This is a genomic window from Marivirga sp. (genome assembly GCF_035704835.1).
In the GTDB taxonomy this organism is placed as follows: Bacteria; Bacteroidota; Bacteroidia; order Cytophagales; family Cyclobacteriaceae; genus Marivirga.
In genome coordinates this window covers 76679-96159 of record NZ_DASSWQ010000009.1, presented here as the reverse complement: position 1 = coordinate 96159, position 19481 = coordinate 76679, and the positions used below count along the sequence as shown (strand labels likewise).

The window sequence follows — 19481 nt, the reverse complement described above, 5'->3', positions numbered from 1 at the left end:
TTAAAGGAATATATTTGTATAGAAGTAGAACATAAAAAAATGAGAACGAAACTTAGTTGTGATCATTCTTTTTCTGTGATTTTTATTTTAGCATAAAGAAAACATAAAGCTTAGATTTCAAGAATCAAATGAAAAAAAATTAACAGAAGATTGTAATTTTGCATTATGAACTATTTACTAATAGAACAAGCCGATTTCAGAAATCAATTAAAGCCTTTCACTTTGACAAGGCCAATATCGGAAATCCGAATTGGTATTTTGACGATTCGTGAAAAGTGGGTAAAATATTTAAAAATTGATGTTTCACATCTTACAATTCCAGCTTTACAGGATAAGTATCCTTCCAAAATACAGGAAAGAAATATCTTAATCAATAGTTCAGTGTGCCCCACACCCGAATTAGTAAAAGCTATACAACTAGGTGCCAGCCTTAAAAAGGATGGTGTTTTAATATCAGCGGCTGTCACTGAGGAAGAAATAAAATTTTTTGATCCTCAACAAAAAATGGCTGAAGCAGCGGAATATGATGGAGCGCTCACCATCATCAGTCAGCTTTGGCATATATTTCAAAATAATGCCAGTGAAATTAAGATGGATTTCAAATTAGTGACAGAAGGAAGAGATTCAGAACCAATTAATGATCCCTACAGCAAAGTTTATGGGGAGAAAAATATTTTTATAGAAAAAGGTGCTTCAATCAAGGCATCGATTTTAAATGCTGAAAATGGGCCAATTTATATTGGTAAGAATGCCCAAATTCATGAAGGAGCTATTATTAAAGGCCCTTGTGCAATGCTTAATGACTCTCATGTGAATATGGGTGCAAAAATTAAAGGTGATTCTACCATTGGGCCATTTTGTAAGATTGGAGGAGAAGTCAGTAATTCAGTTTTCTTTGGCTATTCAAGTAAGGGTCATGACGGATTCATTGGGAACTCTGTAGTAGGAGAGTGGTGTAACTTAGGTGCAGATACTAACACTTCTAACTTGAAAAATAATTATGCAAATGTAAAATTGTGGGATTATGCCAAAGGAGGATTTAAAGACACTGGCTTGCAATTTTGTGGCTTAATGATGGGTGACCACTCCAAATGCGGAATCAACACTATGTTTAATACAGGTACAGTAGTAGGAGTGTGTTCCAATATATTTGGCAGTGGATTTCCAAGAAACTTTATCCCCTCATTTGCATGGGGAGGTGCAGCAGGATTTATGACTTTTGAATTAAATAAAGCCTTTGAGGTTGCGGAAAGGGTAATGGAAAGAAGGGGGGTTAGCTTAGAAGAACGAGAAATAAAACTACTTACAGAACATTTTGAGGAAAGTAAGTCAGAAAGATTTTGGGATAATAATTAAGATTTAAAAATTATAAATAATGAAAGTAGCAATAGGTGGCGATCATGCCGGATTTGAGTATAAACAACAATTAATTGAACTTTTAAAAAAGGAAGGCCATGAGGTAAAGGATTTTGGTCCTAATTCAGATGCTTCTGTTGATTACCCTGACCATGTTCACCCATTAGCAACAGCGATTGAAAATAAAGAAGCTACTTTAGGTGTTTTATTATGTGGAAGTGCTAATGGAGTTGCTATCACTGCTAATAAACATCAGGATATTAGAGCAGCTATCGCCTGGGAAGAGGAGTTGGCTTCTTTAGCTCGACAGCATAATGATGCGAATGTCATTTGTATACCAGCCCGATTTATTGATTATCAAAAAGCCGTATCTATAGTGAACACCTTTTTGTCTACTGATTTTGAAGGCGGAAGGCACGGTAGAAGAGTTGATAAGATGAAGTGCTAATTCATCTACCCAGAAACAATTAAAAAGCTTTTTACTTCACTTTACAACATAATTAACTATTTCATTATTTAAGCCGTTAGAATTTTCTAACGGCTTTTTTGTTGTTATGGAAGGAAAGCAATTACTTTAGCAATAGAATGAAAATCTTATACATCCATCAATATTTTAAAACTCCAGATGAGGGCGGTGCCAATCGCTCTTATTTTATGGCACAGGCTTTAAAGGAAAAAGGGCATGAAGTGGAGATATTGACCGCTCATAATGAGAAAAAAAAGCTTTCTAAAAACGTAGATGGACTTTTGGTGCACTATATGCCAGTTCCATACGAAAATAGTTTTGGATTTTATAAAAGAATAAAAGCGTTTATAAATTTTATTACTTTTTGCAAAAGGTTTATTAAAAGTAAGAATGATTATGATAAAATAATTGTCACCAGTACGCCTTTAACGGTAGGTTTCATTGCACTTTGGGCAAAAAGAAAGTTCAATATCCCATATATTTTTGAAGTACGGGATTTGTGGCCAGAGGCTCCTATTCAAATGGGGGTGATCAAAAATCCACTTTTAAAGATCTGGTTAGAAATGCAAGAATTGAAGTTCTATAAAAATGCAGAAAGAGTGATTGCACTTTCGCCAGGTATGCGAAATCATATTGAGAGAAGAGCCCCTGAAGTCAAAGTGGAGCTAATTCCGAATGTTGCCGATTGCGAGTTCTTTGAGCGAGTGGAGGAAAAAGATGAAAATTTGATTTTGCAATACGGGGTGAATAATAAATTTGTAGTCAGTTATTTTGGTGCAGTAGGACCTGTTAATGACTTGATGAGTTTAATCAAATGTGCCGAATTAAGTATGCATCTGCCAATCCGATTTCTCATTATGGGTGAAGGCTCAAGTTTGGCAGAGATAAAAAATTATGTAGCCCAAAATCAGTTGAAAAACATCTTTTTTATTCCTTATGGCACAAAAGAAGAGGTCAAAAATGTTATGAATGTAACCGATGCTTGTTACGTATCTTTTTTGCACAAACCAGTGTTGAGAACAAATTCTCCCAATAAATTTTTTGATGCCATTGCATCAGGAAAATTAATCATAACCAATATTCAGGGCTGGATTCGAGGCTTGGTTGAAAAGCGTCATATTGGCTTTTTTGCTGATTCCGATTTTCCTGCTGAGTTCGGGGAGAAAATTATGCCTTTTATCGATTCTCCTGAATTATTAAAGAAATATCAAGAAGCATCCCGAAGTACTGCTGAACAATTTTTCAGCCGAAAGGAGTTAAGTAATCATTTTGTGCAGGCTGTAGAAGGAAAAAATTATCAGCACGAGGCTGAAATTCGATCTATCTTCAGTTTGAGTGCTTAATTAATACTGATTCAGGCTTTCAATTATCAAATCATGAAGTTCATCAAATGCTTCTAAGCTTAAATCTTCTCCATTATCAAATACATCATGATAAGCTTGTTTACCACCTAAGGTATAAATGAAAACTGCAGGAACTCCTATTTTATCAAATAAACAATGGTCGCTATTACATGCTTCTCCTCTTGCTTTAATTTCCACAATTCTGCCATTATTTAGTTTTTGAAGTAACTCGAAATAGCGATTATGCTTCTTGGCATTGACTACAGTAATTCCTTCATCTCCTGTTCCAACCATATCGAAATTGACCAGCATTTTGATTTTTCTTAAATCGAATGGTGTATTTTCAATAAAATAATAACTGCCTAGCAAACCGATTTCCTCAGCCGTAGTGAATAAGAAATAGGTATCAAATTTAGGTTGGTTTACGCCATAATATTCAGCTAAAGCCAAAAGCATAGCAGTACCCGAAGCATTATCATTCCCACCCTTGAAAGTAGCTGACCCCATTTGGCCTAAATGATCATAATGTGCGGAAAGCATTATGGCTGAATCACTGCGTGTTCCTTCAACTTTACCGATTATATTGGAAGATCTGAAATTTGAAACGAACTCAGCTTCATTTGAAGTGCTAATTACATTTCCATTTTCTAATTTATTTTTTATATATAATACAGAATTATCGGATTGCTTAGCTGATGGAAACCAGCTCCATTTTGCACTATCTTGGACGATTAATAATTTTCCTTTTGTTTTTAATTCGAATAAAAATGATTGAGTAAGTTTTGCGATTTCTTCTGCATTTTCATCCGTTTTTTCAATGTAGAAAATGTCATTATTGATTTTCTTTGGAAAATCAAAGTCAGTTGATATTCTTTTGATTTCTCCACTGATTTCAATGGGTGCAGAGGCAGAATGAAAAAGAAAATCTTTTCCTGCAGCATAAATCATTACTTTATTTTGATTTTCTGTTGAGAATTGAACATTCCCAGGAAAAGTATTCACAGGATAAGACAATTCTTGCTTAAAGCCATTTCTAGCTACGGCTTTAACATTATAAAGCTCAAGCTTTTTAATAATAAAATCTGCAGCTTTTTCCTGGCCACCTGCGGTAAAGCCACGTCCAGCCAAAGAATCGGAAGTTAGAATGGAAATATGTTCGCGGGCTAACTTACTTTGACTAAAACTAATTGAAGCAATAAAAAGAAAGAATAAAATAAATAGGTATCGCATTAATTACAGCTTAATTCAATAGTTAATTTAGGATGAATATCCATATTTTCCGCTTTTTTAAGAATGTTACAAGCTTCTTTTTTATTATTAATTTGATAATAACATTCAATAAGATATTGGTAAGCAATTTCCTTATCAGGTTTAAAAAAAATTACCCATTCTAAAAGTTTCGATGCTTCTTTATATTCACCTTTTAAATAATAAATTTCAGCAGCATTAAAATAGATGGATTTATAACTTTCTGGCGTTCTTTCAGCGGAAACTAATAATCGATAAGCATCTCCATATACACTTTTAAATTCAGCTACAATGTTTTTCAAGCCCATTTGATAATACTGAATAGCTACATCCTGATCATTAATTTCCTCTTTATAAATTTCAGCAATTAAAGCTATCATCCGCATTCTTTTATAGTTATTATTCATTAACTCATTTAGAATGAAAACAGCTTTATTCGGCTCTTTCAAATTCCGATAGCAAACTGCCAATCGGTATTGCATTTCTGGGTTTTGGCTCTGACTATATTCCATAAAGAATAAATAACCCCAGAGTGCATCTTGAAAAGATTTGTTTTTATAATCAATATCAGCTTGGTCCCTTCGGAAATTTAAATAATCTATTTCATATCGTTTAATGGCAGTAAAATCACTGTTTGATTTCTTAATATCGTCTACCAAGTTTAATGCAGCTTGAATTTTCCCAGAATAGTAAAGACTGTCTGCATTTTTAACTTGTTGATCAAACTGAGTGATTTTATTTCGAAGACTTCTTTCTTGAAAAAATTCATATAAACTTAAGGTTACGTAGAGAAGAATGGCTACTGACGCCACTATTCCTAATGCATAATAATTAGCTTTTCTTTCAGCATTTTTATCGAACGAAGGTCTGTATACTGGCGGGCGGTGAGTATAATTTCGAAAAGGGTTCTGATATGATCTTTCTTTTTCTTCTTGCGCACGAATACTCGCTCTTTTTGCATTTAATCGTATTTGAGCTAGTTTTACATCATATTTTTGTCTTGATTCATGATTGCTTAGAATGGTATAAGCTGTCGTAATGACTTTGAATTTTTCTTCAGCAGCAGGGGAAGGATTGATGTCTGGATGATAGGCTTTTGCAAGTTTTTTATAAGTAGCTTTTATCTCTGAGAGAGTAGCCATTTCACTTAAACCTAATATCTGGTAATAATTTTCCATGCAAGAGAAAATAGTTGAATAATGCTTAAACAAACATAACAATTATTTATTGCTATTTTAGTTCCATTAAATGTAAAAACAATGACGTATTTCAGTAGTGATTTTGTGAAATTTTTCGAAGAATTAGAAGAAAACAATCATAAAGAGTGGTTTGACGAGAACAGGAAGCGATATGAAAAAGAAATTAAAAATCCATTTAAGGCATTTATTACTGATTTAATTTTGGCCATTCAGAAGTTTGATCCTGAAATTATGATTAAACCGAAAGATGCAATATTCCGCATTAATAGAGATATTCGCTTTTCTAAAAACAAACAACCCTATAAAAATAATGTAGCCGCTTTTATATCGAAGGTTTCAAAAAAGGAACAGTTTCCAGGCTATTATATGCATTTGGATGCGAAAGGGATTTGGCTAGGAGGTGGGTTGTATGAATTATCTACAGAAAATATTTATAAAGTCAGACAAGAAATTCTTTATAATGAAAAGAATTTGAATGATGCCTTAAACGAAAAAGGATTTGATAAGGAATTTGGTGAGCTTCAGGGTGAAAAAAATAAAATTTTGAAAGCTCCATTTAAGGAATTCGGAGAAGATATTCCTATTCTTTTTCAAAAACAATTTTATTTTATGAAGCAATTTCCAGCTAGCAAAATTACCTCAGATACATTAGTTAATTTCTGTGCTGGAAAATTTGAGAAAGCATACCCAGTTAATAAGTTTCTTCGATTAGCAGTTGAAAATTTGGAATAAAAAAAGGGATCCTTCTGGATCCCTTTTAAACTAACATTAACTAAAAAATAATTAGGCTGTTGCTTTGGATTTTTTTGATTCAGTCATTGCAATGTTATACACTACTAAACCAAATCCAATTTTGTTGATAGCATCACCGATGTTGTAAATTAAATCCAAATCACCTGGTCTTAATAATCCTAAGCCATCTTGACCTAGCCATCCACCTGGCATTGCCATGTAACCGATTGGATAGATTGCCCAGCCTACTAATACGAATCAAGCTAAAGCACGAATACCTTTTTGAACGGCTTCACTATTACTTGTTTTAGCCAACTGTGCTGCTTCACCCAACCATGCTGAATACAGAATGTAAACATAACCTAGGGTTGAAACTACTCCCCAGAATACAGAATGTCCCATAGAACCATCTGTAAATGCTTCACCAATGTAACCTGCAACTAACATCACCACTGAGGCAAAAATTAATTTCCACAAAAAGCTTTGTTTTGCACCTGCTGGTCTTAATAGTAAATAGAATTCAACGCACATCAATGGAACGGTTAAAGTCCAGTCGATGTAACGTAGAACAGTTGGGTTCATTCCTGTTGCTGCATAGTAATCACGCATGTAATAGTAATGAACTGCCGCAATCATGGTAATTAAACCTGATACTAAAAGTGAAGTTTTCCACTTACCGTCAACTTGCTGTCTTTCAAAAAAGAAAAATACTGAAGCTGCGAACATTCCCATGTAGCCTGTAAAAAAGGTAAATGCTACTGGATCGTCTGATTTGATGTCAATGACATCTGCTAGAAATAGTGTTTCTATAGTGTTTAATAATTAGTTATGAACGCTAAACACAATATGGGTAAAAAGGTTTAAAATACCATATTTTGTTTATGAAAAAATTATATATGTTTAACAAATATTTCAAAATATAACAAAAGATTAAACAATTATTTGGTGTTTGGTTAAAAGGTTAAACAAAAATTAACAAAAGATTAAATCTTAAAATATACTTTTTAGAGAACTTATATTTTTACTTTTGTGCATAGATGGAAAATAGAATAGAGCAACTAAAACATATAGCCATAGCTGGAAATATTGGTGCTGGTAAAACTACCTTAGCCAAAAAATTATCGCATCATTATGGTTGGAGAACAGAATTTGAAGCTGTAGAAAATAATCCTTACTTGGCAGATTTTTATAGCGATATGAAGCAATGGGCTTTCCATCTACAAGTCTATTTTTTGAATAGTCGTTTAAAACAAGTGAAAAGAATCAGAGAAAGTGAATATACTGTGGTTCAAGATCGCTCTATTTATGAGGACTGCTTTGTATTTGCGAAAAATCTTCATGAATCAGGTAATATGTCTGACAGAGACTATAATAATTATCTCGAATTATTTGATTCTATGGCTCCTGTAATAACACCACCTGATTTGCTTATTTACCTAAGAGCAGATATTCCAAAATTAGTCGGTCAAATAGAAAAAAGAGGAAGAGATTACGAAGAAACCATCCGGATAGATTATTTGAAAAACCTGAATAAGCATTACGAAACATGGGTGAAGCAATATGATATAGGGAAACTTATCATTATTGATGTTAATCAACTCGATTACTTAAACAATGTAGAAGATTTTGCATTGGTTGTTAGCAAAATTGATACTGAAGTTCATGGTCTTTTTTCTGGTCAATAAGTTCTAAAGTTCATGTAGCCTCCATTATTTTTAATATCTTTAGTAATTCATCCATTTGTATAATTTACTTTTTTATGTTGAAAATAGGAATCATTAGAGAGGATAAAATCCCGATTGATAAACGGTCGCCATTAACTCCTGAACAATGCCAAAAAATGGCCAAGCATTTTGAGGTAGAAGTAAAGGTTCAAGAAAGTGATGTTAGAGTTTTTCGTCCAGAAGAATATACCCAACATGGGATTGAAATAGTCGGCAATATAAATGATTGTGATATCCTCTTGGGTGTAAAAGAAGTGCCGAATGAAAATTTAATTCCAGAAAAAACCTATTTTTTCTTTTCACATACCATTAAAGAACAGGAATACAATAGAGAATTATTAAGAACTATTCTCGAAAAAAAAATAAAGCTAGTTGATTATGAGTGTTTGCTCGACCCTAAAAGCAAACAAAGGATAGTAGCTTTTGGGAGGTTCGCAGGAATTGTGGGCGCATATAACACTATTTGGACATTTGGCCTACGCTATAATCTCTTTAATATCAGACGAGCGCATGAATGTTTTGACTTGGCTGATATGAAAACAGAGTTTGATAAGGTTAAATTGCCAGCTATCAAAATTGCCATCACTGGAGGCGGAAGGGTTGCAAAAGGTGCCATGGAAATTATGTATGGAATGGATATTTTGCAGGTTACTCCTCATGAATTTTTAACTGAGCGATTCGACCGACCTGTTTTTGCTCAACTTAGTAGCCACACCTATCATAAGAAAAAAGATGGTACGCTCTTTAATAGACGAGAATTCTATGAAAATCCTGAGCTTTATGAAGGTGATTTTCTTAAGTATACTAAAGTCGCTGATATATTGATTGCTGGCGCCTATTGGGATCCTCGATCTCCAGTTTTATTCTCAAGAGAAGATGCGATGCAACCAGAATTTAAAACCAGAATTATTGGTGATATCACTTGTGATATTGAAGGCTCAATTCCAAGCACTAAAAGACCTGCTACTGTAGATGAACCAGTCTATGACTATGACCCAACAACTGATTCGATAGAGCCAGAATTCAGCGAAGAAAGCAATATTACAGTGATGGCTGTTGATAATTTACCTTGTGAACTTCCGCGTGATGCATCTGAAAGCTTTGGTCAAGAAATGCTTGATAATGTATTGCCGCATCTGTTGGGAGATGACAAGTATGATGTAATCAAAAATGCTACAATTGCTGAAAATGGTAAGCTGACTGAAAGATTTAGTTATTTACAGGACTTTGTTGATGGAAAATGAGGATTACAAGTCCTTTATTTTTCATTTAATTGGTGTGCAGTTTTACTTATTTTTCCGCTTGATATACATTCAATAAAAGAATGATTATTTTCCTCCCAACGAATTTCTTTAACATCTGCTTGAAATGCGGTGGCATCTGCAATGTTAAATTCTGTAATTAAGGATTCTTTACTTTTCGATTTATAAATCTTGCTTGTATCATCATTAAAAACAATTGTAAAGGTTGGCATAAGCATCTTTTTTAATTTATAATGATGCTAATGATTTGTTCAGTTTCAATGTTTGAGAATTCTTAATAAATACTGTGATTTTTCCACAAAGCCCTATTTTATTTCGATTAAAAAAGAAAAGAGAAAGTTTAATTCTCCATTTTTGATAATTTATGGATTTTAGGATATGGTCAAATTACTTTTTTTGGATTAAAAATTTATCCCATTTGATCTGCTAAAACTTTAATTCCCTGCTCAAAGGTGTGCGGTTTATAACCTAGGTCTTTTTTAGCTTTTTCTAGAATAAAACCTGTTTTTGGTGGTCGCTTAGCAGTTTGCTGAAATTTGGTACTGTCGGATTTGGTCATGGTATTTTGTGGCAAGTTGAAAAATTCAGCTGTTTTCACTGCCATTTCATAAGGCGTTAAGAAATCATCGCCTGAAATATTATAGATTCCTTTTGCTTTCTTTTCAGTAATCAACAAACAGCCCTTCGCTAAATCTTCTGCCAAAGTAGGAGTTCGCCATTGGTCATCTACCACTTGAATATCTTTACCATCCTCCAATGATTTTTTGACCCATAGAATGATATTTGAGCGGCTCATATCATGTGCAATTCCATAAACCAAGACAGTTCTAGCTATTGCCCAATCAATTTTACTTTCTAAAATTAATTTTTCTGCTGCTAATTTACTTTCCCCATAATAACTCACTGGATTTGCTTTTGCTTCCTCAGTGTAGGGTCCGTCATTTCCATCAAATATAAAGTCGGTCGAAAGTTGCAAAAGGAAAGCATTATGCTTCTCAGAAGCTTTAATTAAGTGCTCTACTGCGGTCACATTTAATTCCCAACAATCATCCCGTTCCGTTTCGCATTGGTCCACATTAGTCATGGCAGCTGTATTGATGATAACGTCAGGTTTATATTTCCCAACCACATCCATGACTTGTTGCTCATTTGATATATCGAGAGATTCAAAGACATAACCAGACTCATTTGGAAGTCGGTTTTTACCACGAGCTGTGGCAATTAATTCATGATTGCTTTGCTCGGTAATTAATTTGACTAATTTCTGACCTAATAAGCCATTGGAGCCTGTGATTAATATTTTCATGTGAATATGATTGATTTTTTATGCCTACCCCGATTAATCAGGGCAGGCAGGTTCTTTAAAATCTATTTCTACCAGTGGCAGGCATGCTATCCCTAGTTTGTCATCAATACTCGAGACGCTTATTTTATTTTTCTTCTACTTCAGGATATTCGTAACCGTATTGCTCTGTAATTTTCTTTTTTGACATCTTTTCAATTTCAGCTGTTAAGAATATGTCTTGTACTGGTTTATCAGCTCCTGCAGTTCTCACAGCAGCAATTGAATCTACCACGTTTAATCCTTCCACCACTCTTCCGAATACAGTGTATTCTCCATCCAAATGAGGAGCACCTCCTATAGTTTCATAATCTTCTATTTGAGCATCAGTGAATTGATACACCTCTATTTCACCAAATTCCTGTTCTACTAATGAATCAGCAGTGGTTTCCATGAATTTTTGCAAGCCTTCCATGTCTTGGGCTTTTTGCATTTCAATTACTTCATTTCTAAGGTTAGCATATTTTTGCATGCCTAGTAGTTCACGTAATTTTATCTGTTTTTGTTGATAAACTCTTCCTTCAGCCATTTGTAATAAATCGCTTTCCTCAAATTTTTGTCCGTGAATAATATAAAATTGTGAACCGCTAGACTTTTTCTCGGGGTTAACATTATCTCCTTGGCGAGCCGCTGCCAAGGAACCTTTTACATGCCAAAAGTCTGGATGTATTTCAGCATCAATTGTATAATTTACTTTTTCTTCATCTTCAATCCCTTCTTTCTGATTTACATCTCCGCCTTGAACCATGAAATTTTCAATCACTCTGTGGAAAATGGTGCTATCATACTTTCCTGATTCTACCAATTCCAGGAAATTTTCCTTGTGTTTAGGAGTTTCCTCATATAGAATAGCGGTCATATCACCATATTTGGTATGAAATACGACTACCGAATCTTTTGATGTCTGGCATGAAGCCATAATTATCAATAAGGAAAATGCTGAAATTAAACTGTTTCTGTTTTTCATATTTATTCTTCTGAAAGTTGTTCTCTAATTTGTTTTAATATTCTATCCCCACCTTTTTTCAAAATTTGGCGAGCTAGTAATGTACCCAATTCTTCCGCGCGAGATGTTTCATCCGTTAATTTCATGGAAATTCTTTCCTGTCCATCTAAGCTAATAATGCCTGCTTCCATCTCGATTGAATTGCTACTTAAATTCGCCAATCCGAATACAGGAATACTGCATCCACCTTGTAAATGTCGTAAATAAGCTCTTTCTGCTCTTAAACAATATTCTGTATTTCTATGGTTAAGGGTAAATCGTAGCATCTGCTTTTTATCATCTGTTATGCTTTCGTGCACTTCAATGGCAACAGAACCTTGTCCTACAGCAGGTATAAATTCTTTGGTGGATAGCTCTAATTTGATTTTATCATCATACTCCATTCTATGCACGCCTGCATAAGCCAACAAAATTGCATCGCATAGACCTTCTTCCATTTTCCTGATTCGTGTTTGCAAATTTCCACGAATATCCACCGTTTTTATATGTGGATAGAAATGCTTTAAAGTCGCAATTCTTCTTGTAGATGAAGTTCCAATTACGATAGGGGTATCTTTGTCGTTAATGTCAACGGAATCTTTATGAGAAACCAAAACATCATTTACTTTCTCTCTTTCGATAAATGCTATTAATTCAAATCCTTCAGGCAATTCGGATTGCATATCTTTGGCACTGTGAACGGCTATGTCAATATTACCTTCGGCTAGTTGAGCTTCAATTTCTTCCGTAAAAACACCTTTACTTCCGATTTTGGAAATGGCTACATCCAAAATTTTGTCTCCTTTGGTCTGAATAACAACAATCTCAGCAGTATGTCCAGCTTTCTCAATTCTATCTTTAACGTACTCCGCCTGCCATAAAGCCAATTTACTACCTCGAGTGCCAATTCTTATATTCATCCTATTTAGTTTTTGCACAAATTATTCAATTTGTAAAAGATTCTCGTTTCCCTACTCATAGAGATCATTCCGCCTTCCCCCTTTGGGGGAATAAAAGGGAGCTTTCTATTATTTTTGATGGTATTGAAAAGAAAGGTTTTCTTCTGTTACATCCACCACAAATCTACCACTCAATAATTTCCTACCCAATAAAATAGGGTTTTTCATGTGGCTACGGTCGGAAAGAGAAAATTCCGTATTGTAAATTTTGTTGTAAATTTTGATTTTGGTTTTTATGACATAGCGTTCCTGAACTTGTCCATTAGAGCTCTTAATTTTTTTCAGTTTAAATTCTGAAGTTTTAATTTTTTTCGCTTTCATTCCAAGTCCTAAGCGCTTTGCACTAATCGTGTAAACCAATAAATCGGTTCCGTCTTTGGCTTTCTCAATATGGATTTTAGAACAATGAATTGCGGAAGTGTAAGCCCCTGTATCGATTTTTGCCTGCACTTTTTCCAAGCCCAGTTCTGGTAAATCCAATTTATCGATTCTGCCTATGGTTTTTTTGGTCTTCAAACTTAAGATTTCAATTCTGCAATAATGGTTCTACCGCCTTTAGTTTTATCTCCGATATTTACTTTCACTTCAGCATCCATAGGCAAGAAAACATCCACACGAGAACCAAATTTGATAAAGCCAAATTCTCCACCCTGTTCTATCATATCTCCTTCATTTACATACCATTTAATCCTTCTTGCAACAGCGCCAGCAATTTGTCTGAAAAGCACCTCAACTCCTTTAGTAGTTTCTACCACTATGGTAGTTCTTTCATTTTCAGTACTTGATTTCGGGTGCCAGGCTACTAAATATTTTCCTGCATGGTATTTACAAAATTTTACCACACCTGAAATTGGGCTGCGGTTTACATGCACATTTATTGGAGACATGAAAATAGATATCTGCTTTCTTTTTCCTTTAAAATACTCATCTTCCAGTGTGTCTTCAATAACTACAACCTTTCCATCAGCTGGTGCCAAAATATGTCTCTCATCTTTATTTATGATAAACTTGGGACTTCTGAAAAACTGTAAAATCACTAGATAAAAAATAATTAATAATGCTAAAACTGAATTATTTACCCATGTTGGAGTTTCTAAAACGTATTCAAATAGAAAAAATATTCCAGCGAATAGTAATAATGAAAAAAATAGAATTTTCCTTCCTTCTTTATGTAAAGTCATAATTTTAATTTATTGAACAATCAAATATAAAAACTAATGAATTGATTTCATGAGGTAATTGTTAATATGTGTGAAAAATCGTTTTAAATCAGTTGAATGATAGAATATGGAGATTTCAAAACATGTCAATCGTTATTTCCGATTATCTCCATTAGATTAGAACGTCATACTCGCGAAGGCGGGTATCTATTGATTTTAACCTTTGGTTAAAATATGTAATTGCTGCTTCTGCAGATGGCATGTGTGCCACCAGCCATGGGAATAGTCGTATTTATAGCAGAGAGGATAATTGAAACTTCGTTTCAATAAGAAAAGACCCCTTACTCCAAAGGGGTGACGCACAGAGCAAATCAATTAGTAAAATTCACAAAAAAAAGCGCAGGAGACTGCGCTTTTCCTTATCAAAAATCTCTTAAACCAATAAATTAATAGCCTCCACGATATTTATAAGTCTGTGCTACTTTATCGATTGCCACTATATAAGCTGCAATTCTCATAGGCACATCATAATCTTGTGAGGTTTTATAAACCACTTCGAAAGCGTCTTTCATAATTCTGTCAGAACGTCTGTTCACACGCTCACGAGTCCATTTGTAACCTAAACGGTTTTGGACCCACTCGAAATAAGAAACAGTAACACCACCAGCATTCGCTAAAATATCAGGAGCCACCATAATTCCCTTTTCATTTATAATATTATCGGCTTTCGCTGAAGTAGGACCATTAGCTCCTTCCACAATCAGCTTAGCTTGAATTTTACTCGCATTTTCATGGGTAATTACGTCTTCTTTGGCAGCAGGAATCAAAACATCAACTTCCAAAGTCAAAAGCTCATTCCCTTCAATTCTTTCTGCTCCATCAAAGCCTTCTAAAGTTCCATTGTTATTATTTCTGTATTCAATGGCTTTCTTAATATCGATTCCATTATCATTAAAATATGCACCTGATATATCTGAAATAGATTTGATGGTTGCACCTCTTTCTTCCAACAATAAAGCAGCGAAAGAACCCACATTACCAAATCCTTGAACGGCCATAGTAGCTTTATAAGGATTGATTTTCAATTTCTCCATAGCAGCTAAAGCAGATACCATTACACCGCGACCTGTCGCTTCAGTTCTGCCTAATGAACCTCCTAAAACCAAAGGCTTACCGGTTACCACAGCATTTACTGTCATACCTTTCGACCTTGAGTAGGCATCCATCATCCAAGCCATTTCTCTTGGTCCTGTTCCCATATCTGGAGCAGGAATATCTCTATCTTCACCAAATACATCTACCATCGACTCTGTGTAAGAGCGAGTCAATCTCTCAATCTCACCAGCAGACATTGCTCTTGGGTTACATTTAATACCTCCTTTGGCACCGCCATAAGGGATGTCGACTACAGCACATTTCCATGTCATCCAAGCTGCAAGTGCTTTTACCTCGTCAATGTTCACGCCCATATCATAACGCACACCACCTTTGGATGGACCTAAAATTGTGGAGTGTATCACACGATAGCCTTCAAAAACCTGAATAGAACCATCATCCATTGTAATGGGAAGGTTAACTATCACTTGACGGGCAGGTGATTTCAGTACATTGTAAATTTCATCGTCTAAACCTAAGTGTTGAGCAGCGATATGAAATCGCGACATCATAGACTCGAAAGGATTTTCTAAGTCTTTAATTGGAGCCGGTTCGATATAACCCATAGTAGTATTTGTTTTTTTTAAAAACTTTGCGGTAAAATTAAGTATTTGTTAACTGATTTTTACTTTTTCAGGTATTAATGTTGAAAAAATCATTCAAAAAGCATCAAAAATGCAGAAATAAATGGTGCAGATAACAAAAGCCCATCAAATCTATCCAAAAAACCACCATGACCTGGAATTATAGAGCCAGAATCTTTTACCTCAATACTTCTTTTGAAAAGAGATTCTACCAAATCGCCATAAGTTCCGGCAATTACAATTATTCCTGCAATGCACAACCATTGCCAATCGGCTATTTCATCAAAGTTTGCCGCCATAATGATGGCAAAAACAAATGCTAAAATGGTACCGCCCAATGCGCCTTCCCAGGTTTTTTTTGGGGAAATTCTTTCAAATAATTTTCGCTTCCCAAACCTTACGCCTGCAAAATATGCCCCTGTATCGCTCGCCCATTGAATGAAAAGTGCCCCTATAATAATTTGAAAGCTATATATCTCATTGTAAAAAACAGCTATGTGCAATAGGGCAAATGGAACGGCTACATAGATTATCCCCAAAAAAGTATAGGCAATATTAGTAAAAGGTTTTTTGTCGTTCTTTTTATAAAGTTTAACAAAATAAACGGTGGAAGCTATGGGTGCAATTGCAAAGTAAATGTCTGGGTCGAGATGTTCTGCGTGAACCAAAAAGGTAATGGTATAGATGGATAAGCCGGTAATAGTACCCCAAAATTTTAGAGGCAACATGCCATCCAATCCTACCAGTTTGTAAAATTCCAATTGGGTCATGGCACAAAGGATAAAAAAGACTGCGAAATAAGTCCATTCACTATAGACTATCGCAGAAAGCATTATAGTTACACCCAATAAAGCTGTAATAATCCTTTGGGTTAAATTATTATATTTACTCAAACCTGATTTCATCTTCAATTAGTTTAATCGCACGCATTACCTCGTCCACAGTAACTACGATTTCGTAGTAGCCCAACTGGTAGGCAAAATCTTTCTTATCTACAATAATCGGTTGCAAATCCTTATCCTGCAAATAATCTTTTACGATTTGTGCCTGATAAAGCTTGTCAGTTTTATAAACAGTCTTCCAGTTTTTCATTACTGCGCTGTCCCTTTAATTAATCGCGTAAAGTAACGGAAAAAAATGAGACATGCGAATAATCCAATTATAGACACATAGACAGGTACAGCAGAATCTACTTCAGTTGCATCAAAATCATCTATATATTTAGGCCCTAAATACATGATGATAACGGCCAAGCCATTATTTACAAAATGGGCTAAAATGGGATACCAAATATTGCCAGAATAAAGATAAATATAGCCAAAAAGTGCCCCTAATAATATTCTGGGAACAACTCCAAAAAACTGCATATGGAATACACCAAAAATAATAGCACTTATCCAGATGGCTAAATGTGCATTTCTAGTTACAATCTGTAATTTATTTTGCAAGAGCCCTCTGAAAACCAACTCTTCTCCAATGGCGGGGAAGATACCAATGATAACTAAGGCAATCAGCATTTCTCCAAAGCTACCATAAGAACTTAGCAATTCTGTGAGTTGCATCAAACGGTCTTCCATGCTTCTCGCCCATTCGCCAAAGCCTTGCATAAATTCAGGAAATTCAATATTCATATTCCATTCGATTATAATAGAATTGAATATCATAAATGAGAAAGTGGTCAAAACAACTAAAATAGAAGCTTGCAGACCGATATTTTTTTTGTTGAAATACCTTTTCAAACTCACTTTATCCATCGCTTTGATAAAAAAGACTGCAAAAAGCGTGAATCCGAGGAAATGACTTATGCCTTGAGCGGCATACATAAAGACTTTACTTTTTGGGCCAAAAGGAGGCTGTAAAAGTTGTTGACTTTCCACAAAACCAACGCCTGTGACCAATACAGCTATTCCTGTACCGATTAATTGACTGAAAAGATTCCAAGCCAAAAACAGCAAAACCAGGTAAAAAATTGAGGTCCAAGGATTTTTATGGAGAATTTGTGGGTTGTTATGCTTTAAAGAATTCATATAGTGCGTAAATTTACACCAAAATTAAGATTATCAAATTGGTAAAGATAGGAAACATATTATTAGGCGAATTTCCATTGCTTTTAGCACCCATGGAAGATGTTAGTGACCCGCCTTTCAGGGCCGTCTGCAAAGAAAATGGTGCTGACTTGATGTACACGGAATTCATTTCATCTGAAGGTTTAATTCGTGATGCTATCAAAAGCAGGCAAAAACTCGATATTTTCGATTATGAAAAGCCCATCGGCATACAAATTTTCGGGGGTGATGAAGAGGCGATGGCCATGGCAACCAGCATAGTAAATGTAACACAACCTGATTTGGTCGATATCAATTTCGGATGCCCTGTCAAAAAAGTAGTGACCAAAGGCGCTGGCGCTGGAGTATTAAAAGATATCAATTTAATGGTGAGGCTCACTGAAGCAGTTGTAAACTCTACAGATTTGCCTGTTACCGTAAAAACCCGTTTAGGCTGGGATGAAAGTTCGAAAAACATTGAGGAAGTAGCCGAAAGATTGCAAGATGTAGGAATCAAAGCATTGTCTATTCACGGCAGAACTCGTCAGCAAATGTATAAGGGCGAGGCTGATTGGACGCTTATTGCTAAGGTGAAGAATAATCCCAGAATCAATATTCCAATTTTCGGAAACGGAGATATTGATTCTCCTCAGAAAGCATTAGAGTATAAAAATAGATATGGAGTGGATGGGCTCATGATTGGTAGAGCTGCAATCGGTTATCCTTGGATCTTCAATGAAATCAAACACTTCTTTAATACAGGGGAAATATTACCTCCTCCCAATTTGGATGACAGAGTAGAAACTGCAAAAAAACATCTTAAATTTTCAGTAGAATGGAAGGGAGAAAAATTAGGAATTTTTGAAATGAGAAGACATTATACTAATTATTTTAGAGGTATCCCACATTTTAAACTTTATAGAACAAGATTGGTGGAGGGAGAGAATTACCAAGCAGTTTTGGATACCTTAGATGAAGTTAATGAAGTATTTTCTGCCCAAATGATAGAAAATTTATGAGCGAAAAAGAATCTGTAAGCCCTCTATTAGTTTATAGTTTGTTAATTTTATTAGCGCTTATTTGGGGCAGTTCCTTTATCCTGATAAAAAAAGGACTTCTTGTTTTTTCAGCTGGTGAAGTAGGGGCGATAAGAATATTTTCCGCTGCGCTAGTATTAACTCCACTGTCTTTACCTAAGCTTAAAGGCTTGAATAAACGCCAATGGAAATGGTTATTTATTTCAGGTATGGTTGGTAGTTTTGCTCCAGCCTTCCTATTTGCGTATGCTCAAACTCAACTGGAAAGTGGAATCACAGGTGTTTTGAATGCACTAACACCAATTTTTGCTTTATTAGTAGGCGTTTTTTTCTTTAAAGGAAGCCTTAAATTAAGGGATACTTTAGGAATAGCGATGGGCTTTGCAGGTACCATAGTTTTGATAGTTGCAGGCTCAGGTGGAGAACTCGGAAACTTTAATTTTTACGCCATTTTCGTGGTTTTAGCCACCTTATGTTATGGTTTCAATTTGAATATACTTAAAACTCAATTTAGCATTCTCACCCCAAGAATGATTACAAGTATTTCTTTGGTGTTAATTGCTCCTTTAGCTGGAGGTTATTTATTCGGCTCTAGCGATTTTGTGAGCAAAATGCAATATGAAGAAGGAGCGTGGCAAGCTTTGCTTTACATCTGTATCTTAGGAGTAGTTGGAACTGCATTCGCTTTGATACTGTTTAACCGATTAGTTAAGCTAACTTCACCAGTTTTCACAAGTTTTGTGACTTACATAATTCCAATAGTTGCAATCGCTTGGGGTTTATTGGATGGAGAAATTCTAGTATTCGGTCATTATATAGGAATTGTACTTATTATTTTAGGAGTAGCCTTTGCTAATCGTCCTAAAAAATAATATTTGGATATA

The 19481-nt window shown here is 34.9% G+C and carries 20 protein-coding genes and 1 pseudogene; 8 read left to right on the top strand and 13 right to left on the bottom strand.

The features are described 5' to 3' along the window. The first annotated feature begins 165 nt into the window (after positions 1-165). From VFM92_RS01560 to VFM92_RS01550, 3 genes are all read left to right on the top strand, one after another. Positions 166-1356: a GlmU family protein gene (locus VFM92_RS01560; protein WP_325120434.1), complete on the top strand. Its 1191-nt coding sequence runs from the start codon at positions 166-168 to the stop codon at positions 1354-1356. Between the two features lie 19 nt (positions 1357-1375). Further along, positions 1376-1804: a ribose 5-phosphate isomerase B gene (gene rpiB, locus VFM92_RS01555; RefSeq protein WP_325120433.1), complete on the top strand. Its 429-nt coding sequence runs from the start codon at positions 1376-1378 to the stop codon at positions 1802-1804. Positions 1805-1941: 137 nt separating this feature from the next. Beyond that, on the top strand, positions 1942-3165 hold the full coding sequence (locus VFM92_RS01550; RefSeq protein ID WP_325120432.1) for a glycosyltransferase family 4 protein: 1224 nt from the start codon (positions 1942-1944) through the stop codon (positions 3163-3165). Here the strand turns inward: VFM92_RS01550 and VFM92_RS01545 are convergent, their stop codons facing one another. Both VFM92_RS01545 and VFM92_RS01540 read right to left on the bottom strand, forming a co-directional pair. After that, positions 3166-4395, bottom strand: coding sequence for a M28 family metallopeptidase (locus VFM92_RS01545; RefSeq protein WP_325120431.1), 1230 nt, complete (start codon positions 4393-4395; stop codon positions 3166-3168). After that, positions 4395-5591 (bottom strand): J domain-containing protein, encoded by a 1197-nt coding sequence (locus tag VFM92_RS01540; RefSeq protein ID WP_325120430.1) that lies wholly within the window; start codon positions 5589-5591, stop codon positions 4395-4397. Before VFM92_RS01540 ends, VFM92_RS01545 begins: the two co-directional genes overlap by 1 nt. Positions 5592-5672: 81 nt before the next feature. On the opposite strand from VFM92_RS01540, the gene VFM92_RS01535 reads away from it, so the two are divergent. Next, a complete protein-coding gene (locus tag VFM92_RS01535) occupies positions 5673-6344 on the top strand; it encodes a DUF2461 domain-containing protein (protein ID WP_325120429.1) in 672 nt (223 codons plus the stop codon). A 51-nt stretch (positions 6345-6395) separates the two neighbouring features. On the opposite strand, the pseudogene VFM92_RS01530 reads toward VFM92_RS01535, so the two are convergent. Beyond that, a pseudogene (locus VFM92_RS01530) lies at positions 6396-7154 on the bottom strand (bacteriorhodopsin-like). Positions 7155-7381: 227 nt separating this feature from the next. Between VFM92_RS01530 and VFM92_RS01525 the strand changes: the two are divergent. Together VFM92_RS01525 and VFM92_RS01520 are read left to right on the top strand one after the other, a co-directional pair. Next, complete coding sequence (locus tag VFM92_RS01525; protein ID WP_325120428.1) at positions 7382-8029, top strand: deoxynucleoside kinase; 648 nt, start codon at positions 7382-7384, stop codon at positions 8027-8029. A 74-nt stretch (positions 8030-8103) separates the two neighbouring features. Continuing rightward, entirely contained in the window at positions 8104-9312 is a 1209-nt protein-coding gene (locus VFM92_RS01520) for an NAD(P)-dependent oxidoreductase (protein WP_325120427.1), read from the top strand. Between the two features lie 14 nt (positions 9313-9326). Here the strand turns inward: VFM92_RS01520 and VFM92_RS01515 are convergent, their stop codons facing one another. From VFM92_RS01515 to VFM92_RS01470, 10 genes are all read right to left on the bottom strand, one after another. Further along, the gene (locus VFM92_RS01515; RefSeq protein WP_325120426.1) at positions 9327-9542 is read right to left on the bottom strand and encodes a hypothetical protein; all 216 of its coding nucleotides are present in this window, start codon (positions 9540-9542) and stop codon (positions 9327-9329) included. 197 nt (positions 9543-9739) lie between these two features. Beyond that, complete coding sequence (locus tag VFM92_RS01510; RefSeq protein ID WP_325120425.1) at positions 9740-10636, bottom strand: NAD(P)-dependent oxidoreductase; 897 nt, start codon at positions 10634-10636, stop codon at positions 9740-9742. A gap of 124 nt (positions 10637-10760) precedes the next feature. Continuing rightward, the gene (locus VFM92_RS01505) at positions 10761-11639 is read right to left on the bottom strand and encodes a peptidylprolyl isomerase (protein ID WP_325120424.1); all 879 of its coding nucleotides are present in this window, start codon (positions 11637-11639) and stop codon (positions 10761-10763) included. A gap of 2 nt (positions 11640-11641) precedes the next feature. After that, positions 11642-12577 carry a hydroxymethylbilane synthase gene (hemC, locus tag VFM92_RS01500; protein WP_325120423.1) on the bottom strand — a complete coding sequence of 312 codons (936 nt, stop codon included), beginning with the start codon at positions 12575-12577 and terminating at the stop codon, positions 11642-11644. Positions 12578-12685: 108 nt separating this feature from the next. Further along, positions 12686-13132, bottom strand: coding sequence for an ATP-dependent zinc protease (locus tag VFM92_RS01495; protein WP_325120422.1), 447 nt, complete (start codon positions 13130-13132; stop codon positions 12686-12688). Positions 13133-13134: 2 nt separating this feature from the next. Continuing rightward, positions 13135-13797 carry a phosphatidylserine decarboxylase family protein gene (locus VFM92_RS01490; protein WP_325120421.1) on the bottom strand — a complete coding sequence of 221 codons (663 nt, stop codon included), beginning with the start codon at positions 13795-13797 and terminating at the stop codon, positions 13135-13137. Positions 13798-14222: 425 nt separating this feature from the next. Continuing rightward, positions 14223-15497 (bottom strand): Glu/Leu/Phe/Val dehydrogenase, encoded by a 1275-nt coding sequence (locus VFM92_RS01485; protein ID WP_325120420.1) that lies wholly within the window; start codon positions 15495-15497, stop codon positions 14223-14225. Between the two features lie 89 nt (positions 15498-15586). Then, on the bottom strand, positions 15587-16420 hold the full coding sequence (locus VFM92_RS01480) for a phosphatidate cytidylyltransferase (protein ID WP_325120419.1): 834 nt from the start codon (positions 16418-16420) through the stop codon (positions 15587-15589). Beyond that, positions 16401-16607: a hypothetical protein gene (locus VFM92_RS01475; protein ID WP_325120418.1), complete on the bottom strand. Its 207-nt coding sequence runs from the start codon at positions 16605-16607 to the stop codon at positions 16401-16403. Before VFM92_RS01475 ends, VFM92_RS01480 begins: the two co-directional genes overlap by 20 nt. Further along, positions 16607-17542, bottom strand: a complete 936-nt coding sequence (locus VFM92_RS01470) for a CPBP family intramembrane glutamic endopeptidase (RefSeq protein ID WP_325120417.1) — start codon at positions 17540-17542, stop codon at positions 16607-16609. The genes VFM92_RS01475 and VFM92_RS01470 overlap by 1 nt, the downstream gene beginning before the upstream one ends. A gap of 38 nt (positions 17543-17580) precedes the next feature. On the opposite strand from VFM92_RS01470, the gene dusB reads away from it, so the two are divergent. Next, entirely contained in the window at positions 17581-18579 is a 999-nt protein-coding gene (dusB, locus tag VFM92_RS01465) for a tRNA dihydrouridine synthase DusB (protein WP_325120416.1), read from the top strand. Beyond that, complete coding sequence (locus VFM92_RS01460; protein WP_325120415.1) at positions 18576-19469, top strand: DMT family transporter; 894 nt, start codon at positions 18576-18578, stop codon at positions 19467-19469. Before dusB ends, VFM92_RS01460 begins: the two co-directional genes overlap by 4 nt. Positions 19470-19481 lie beyond the last annotated feature (12 nt).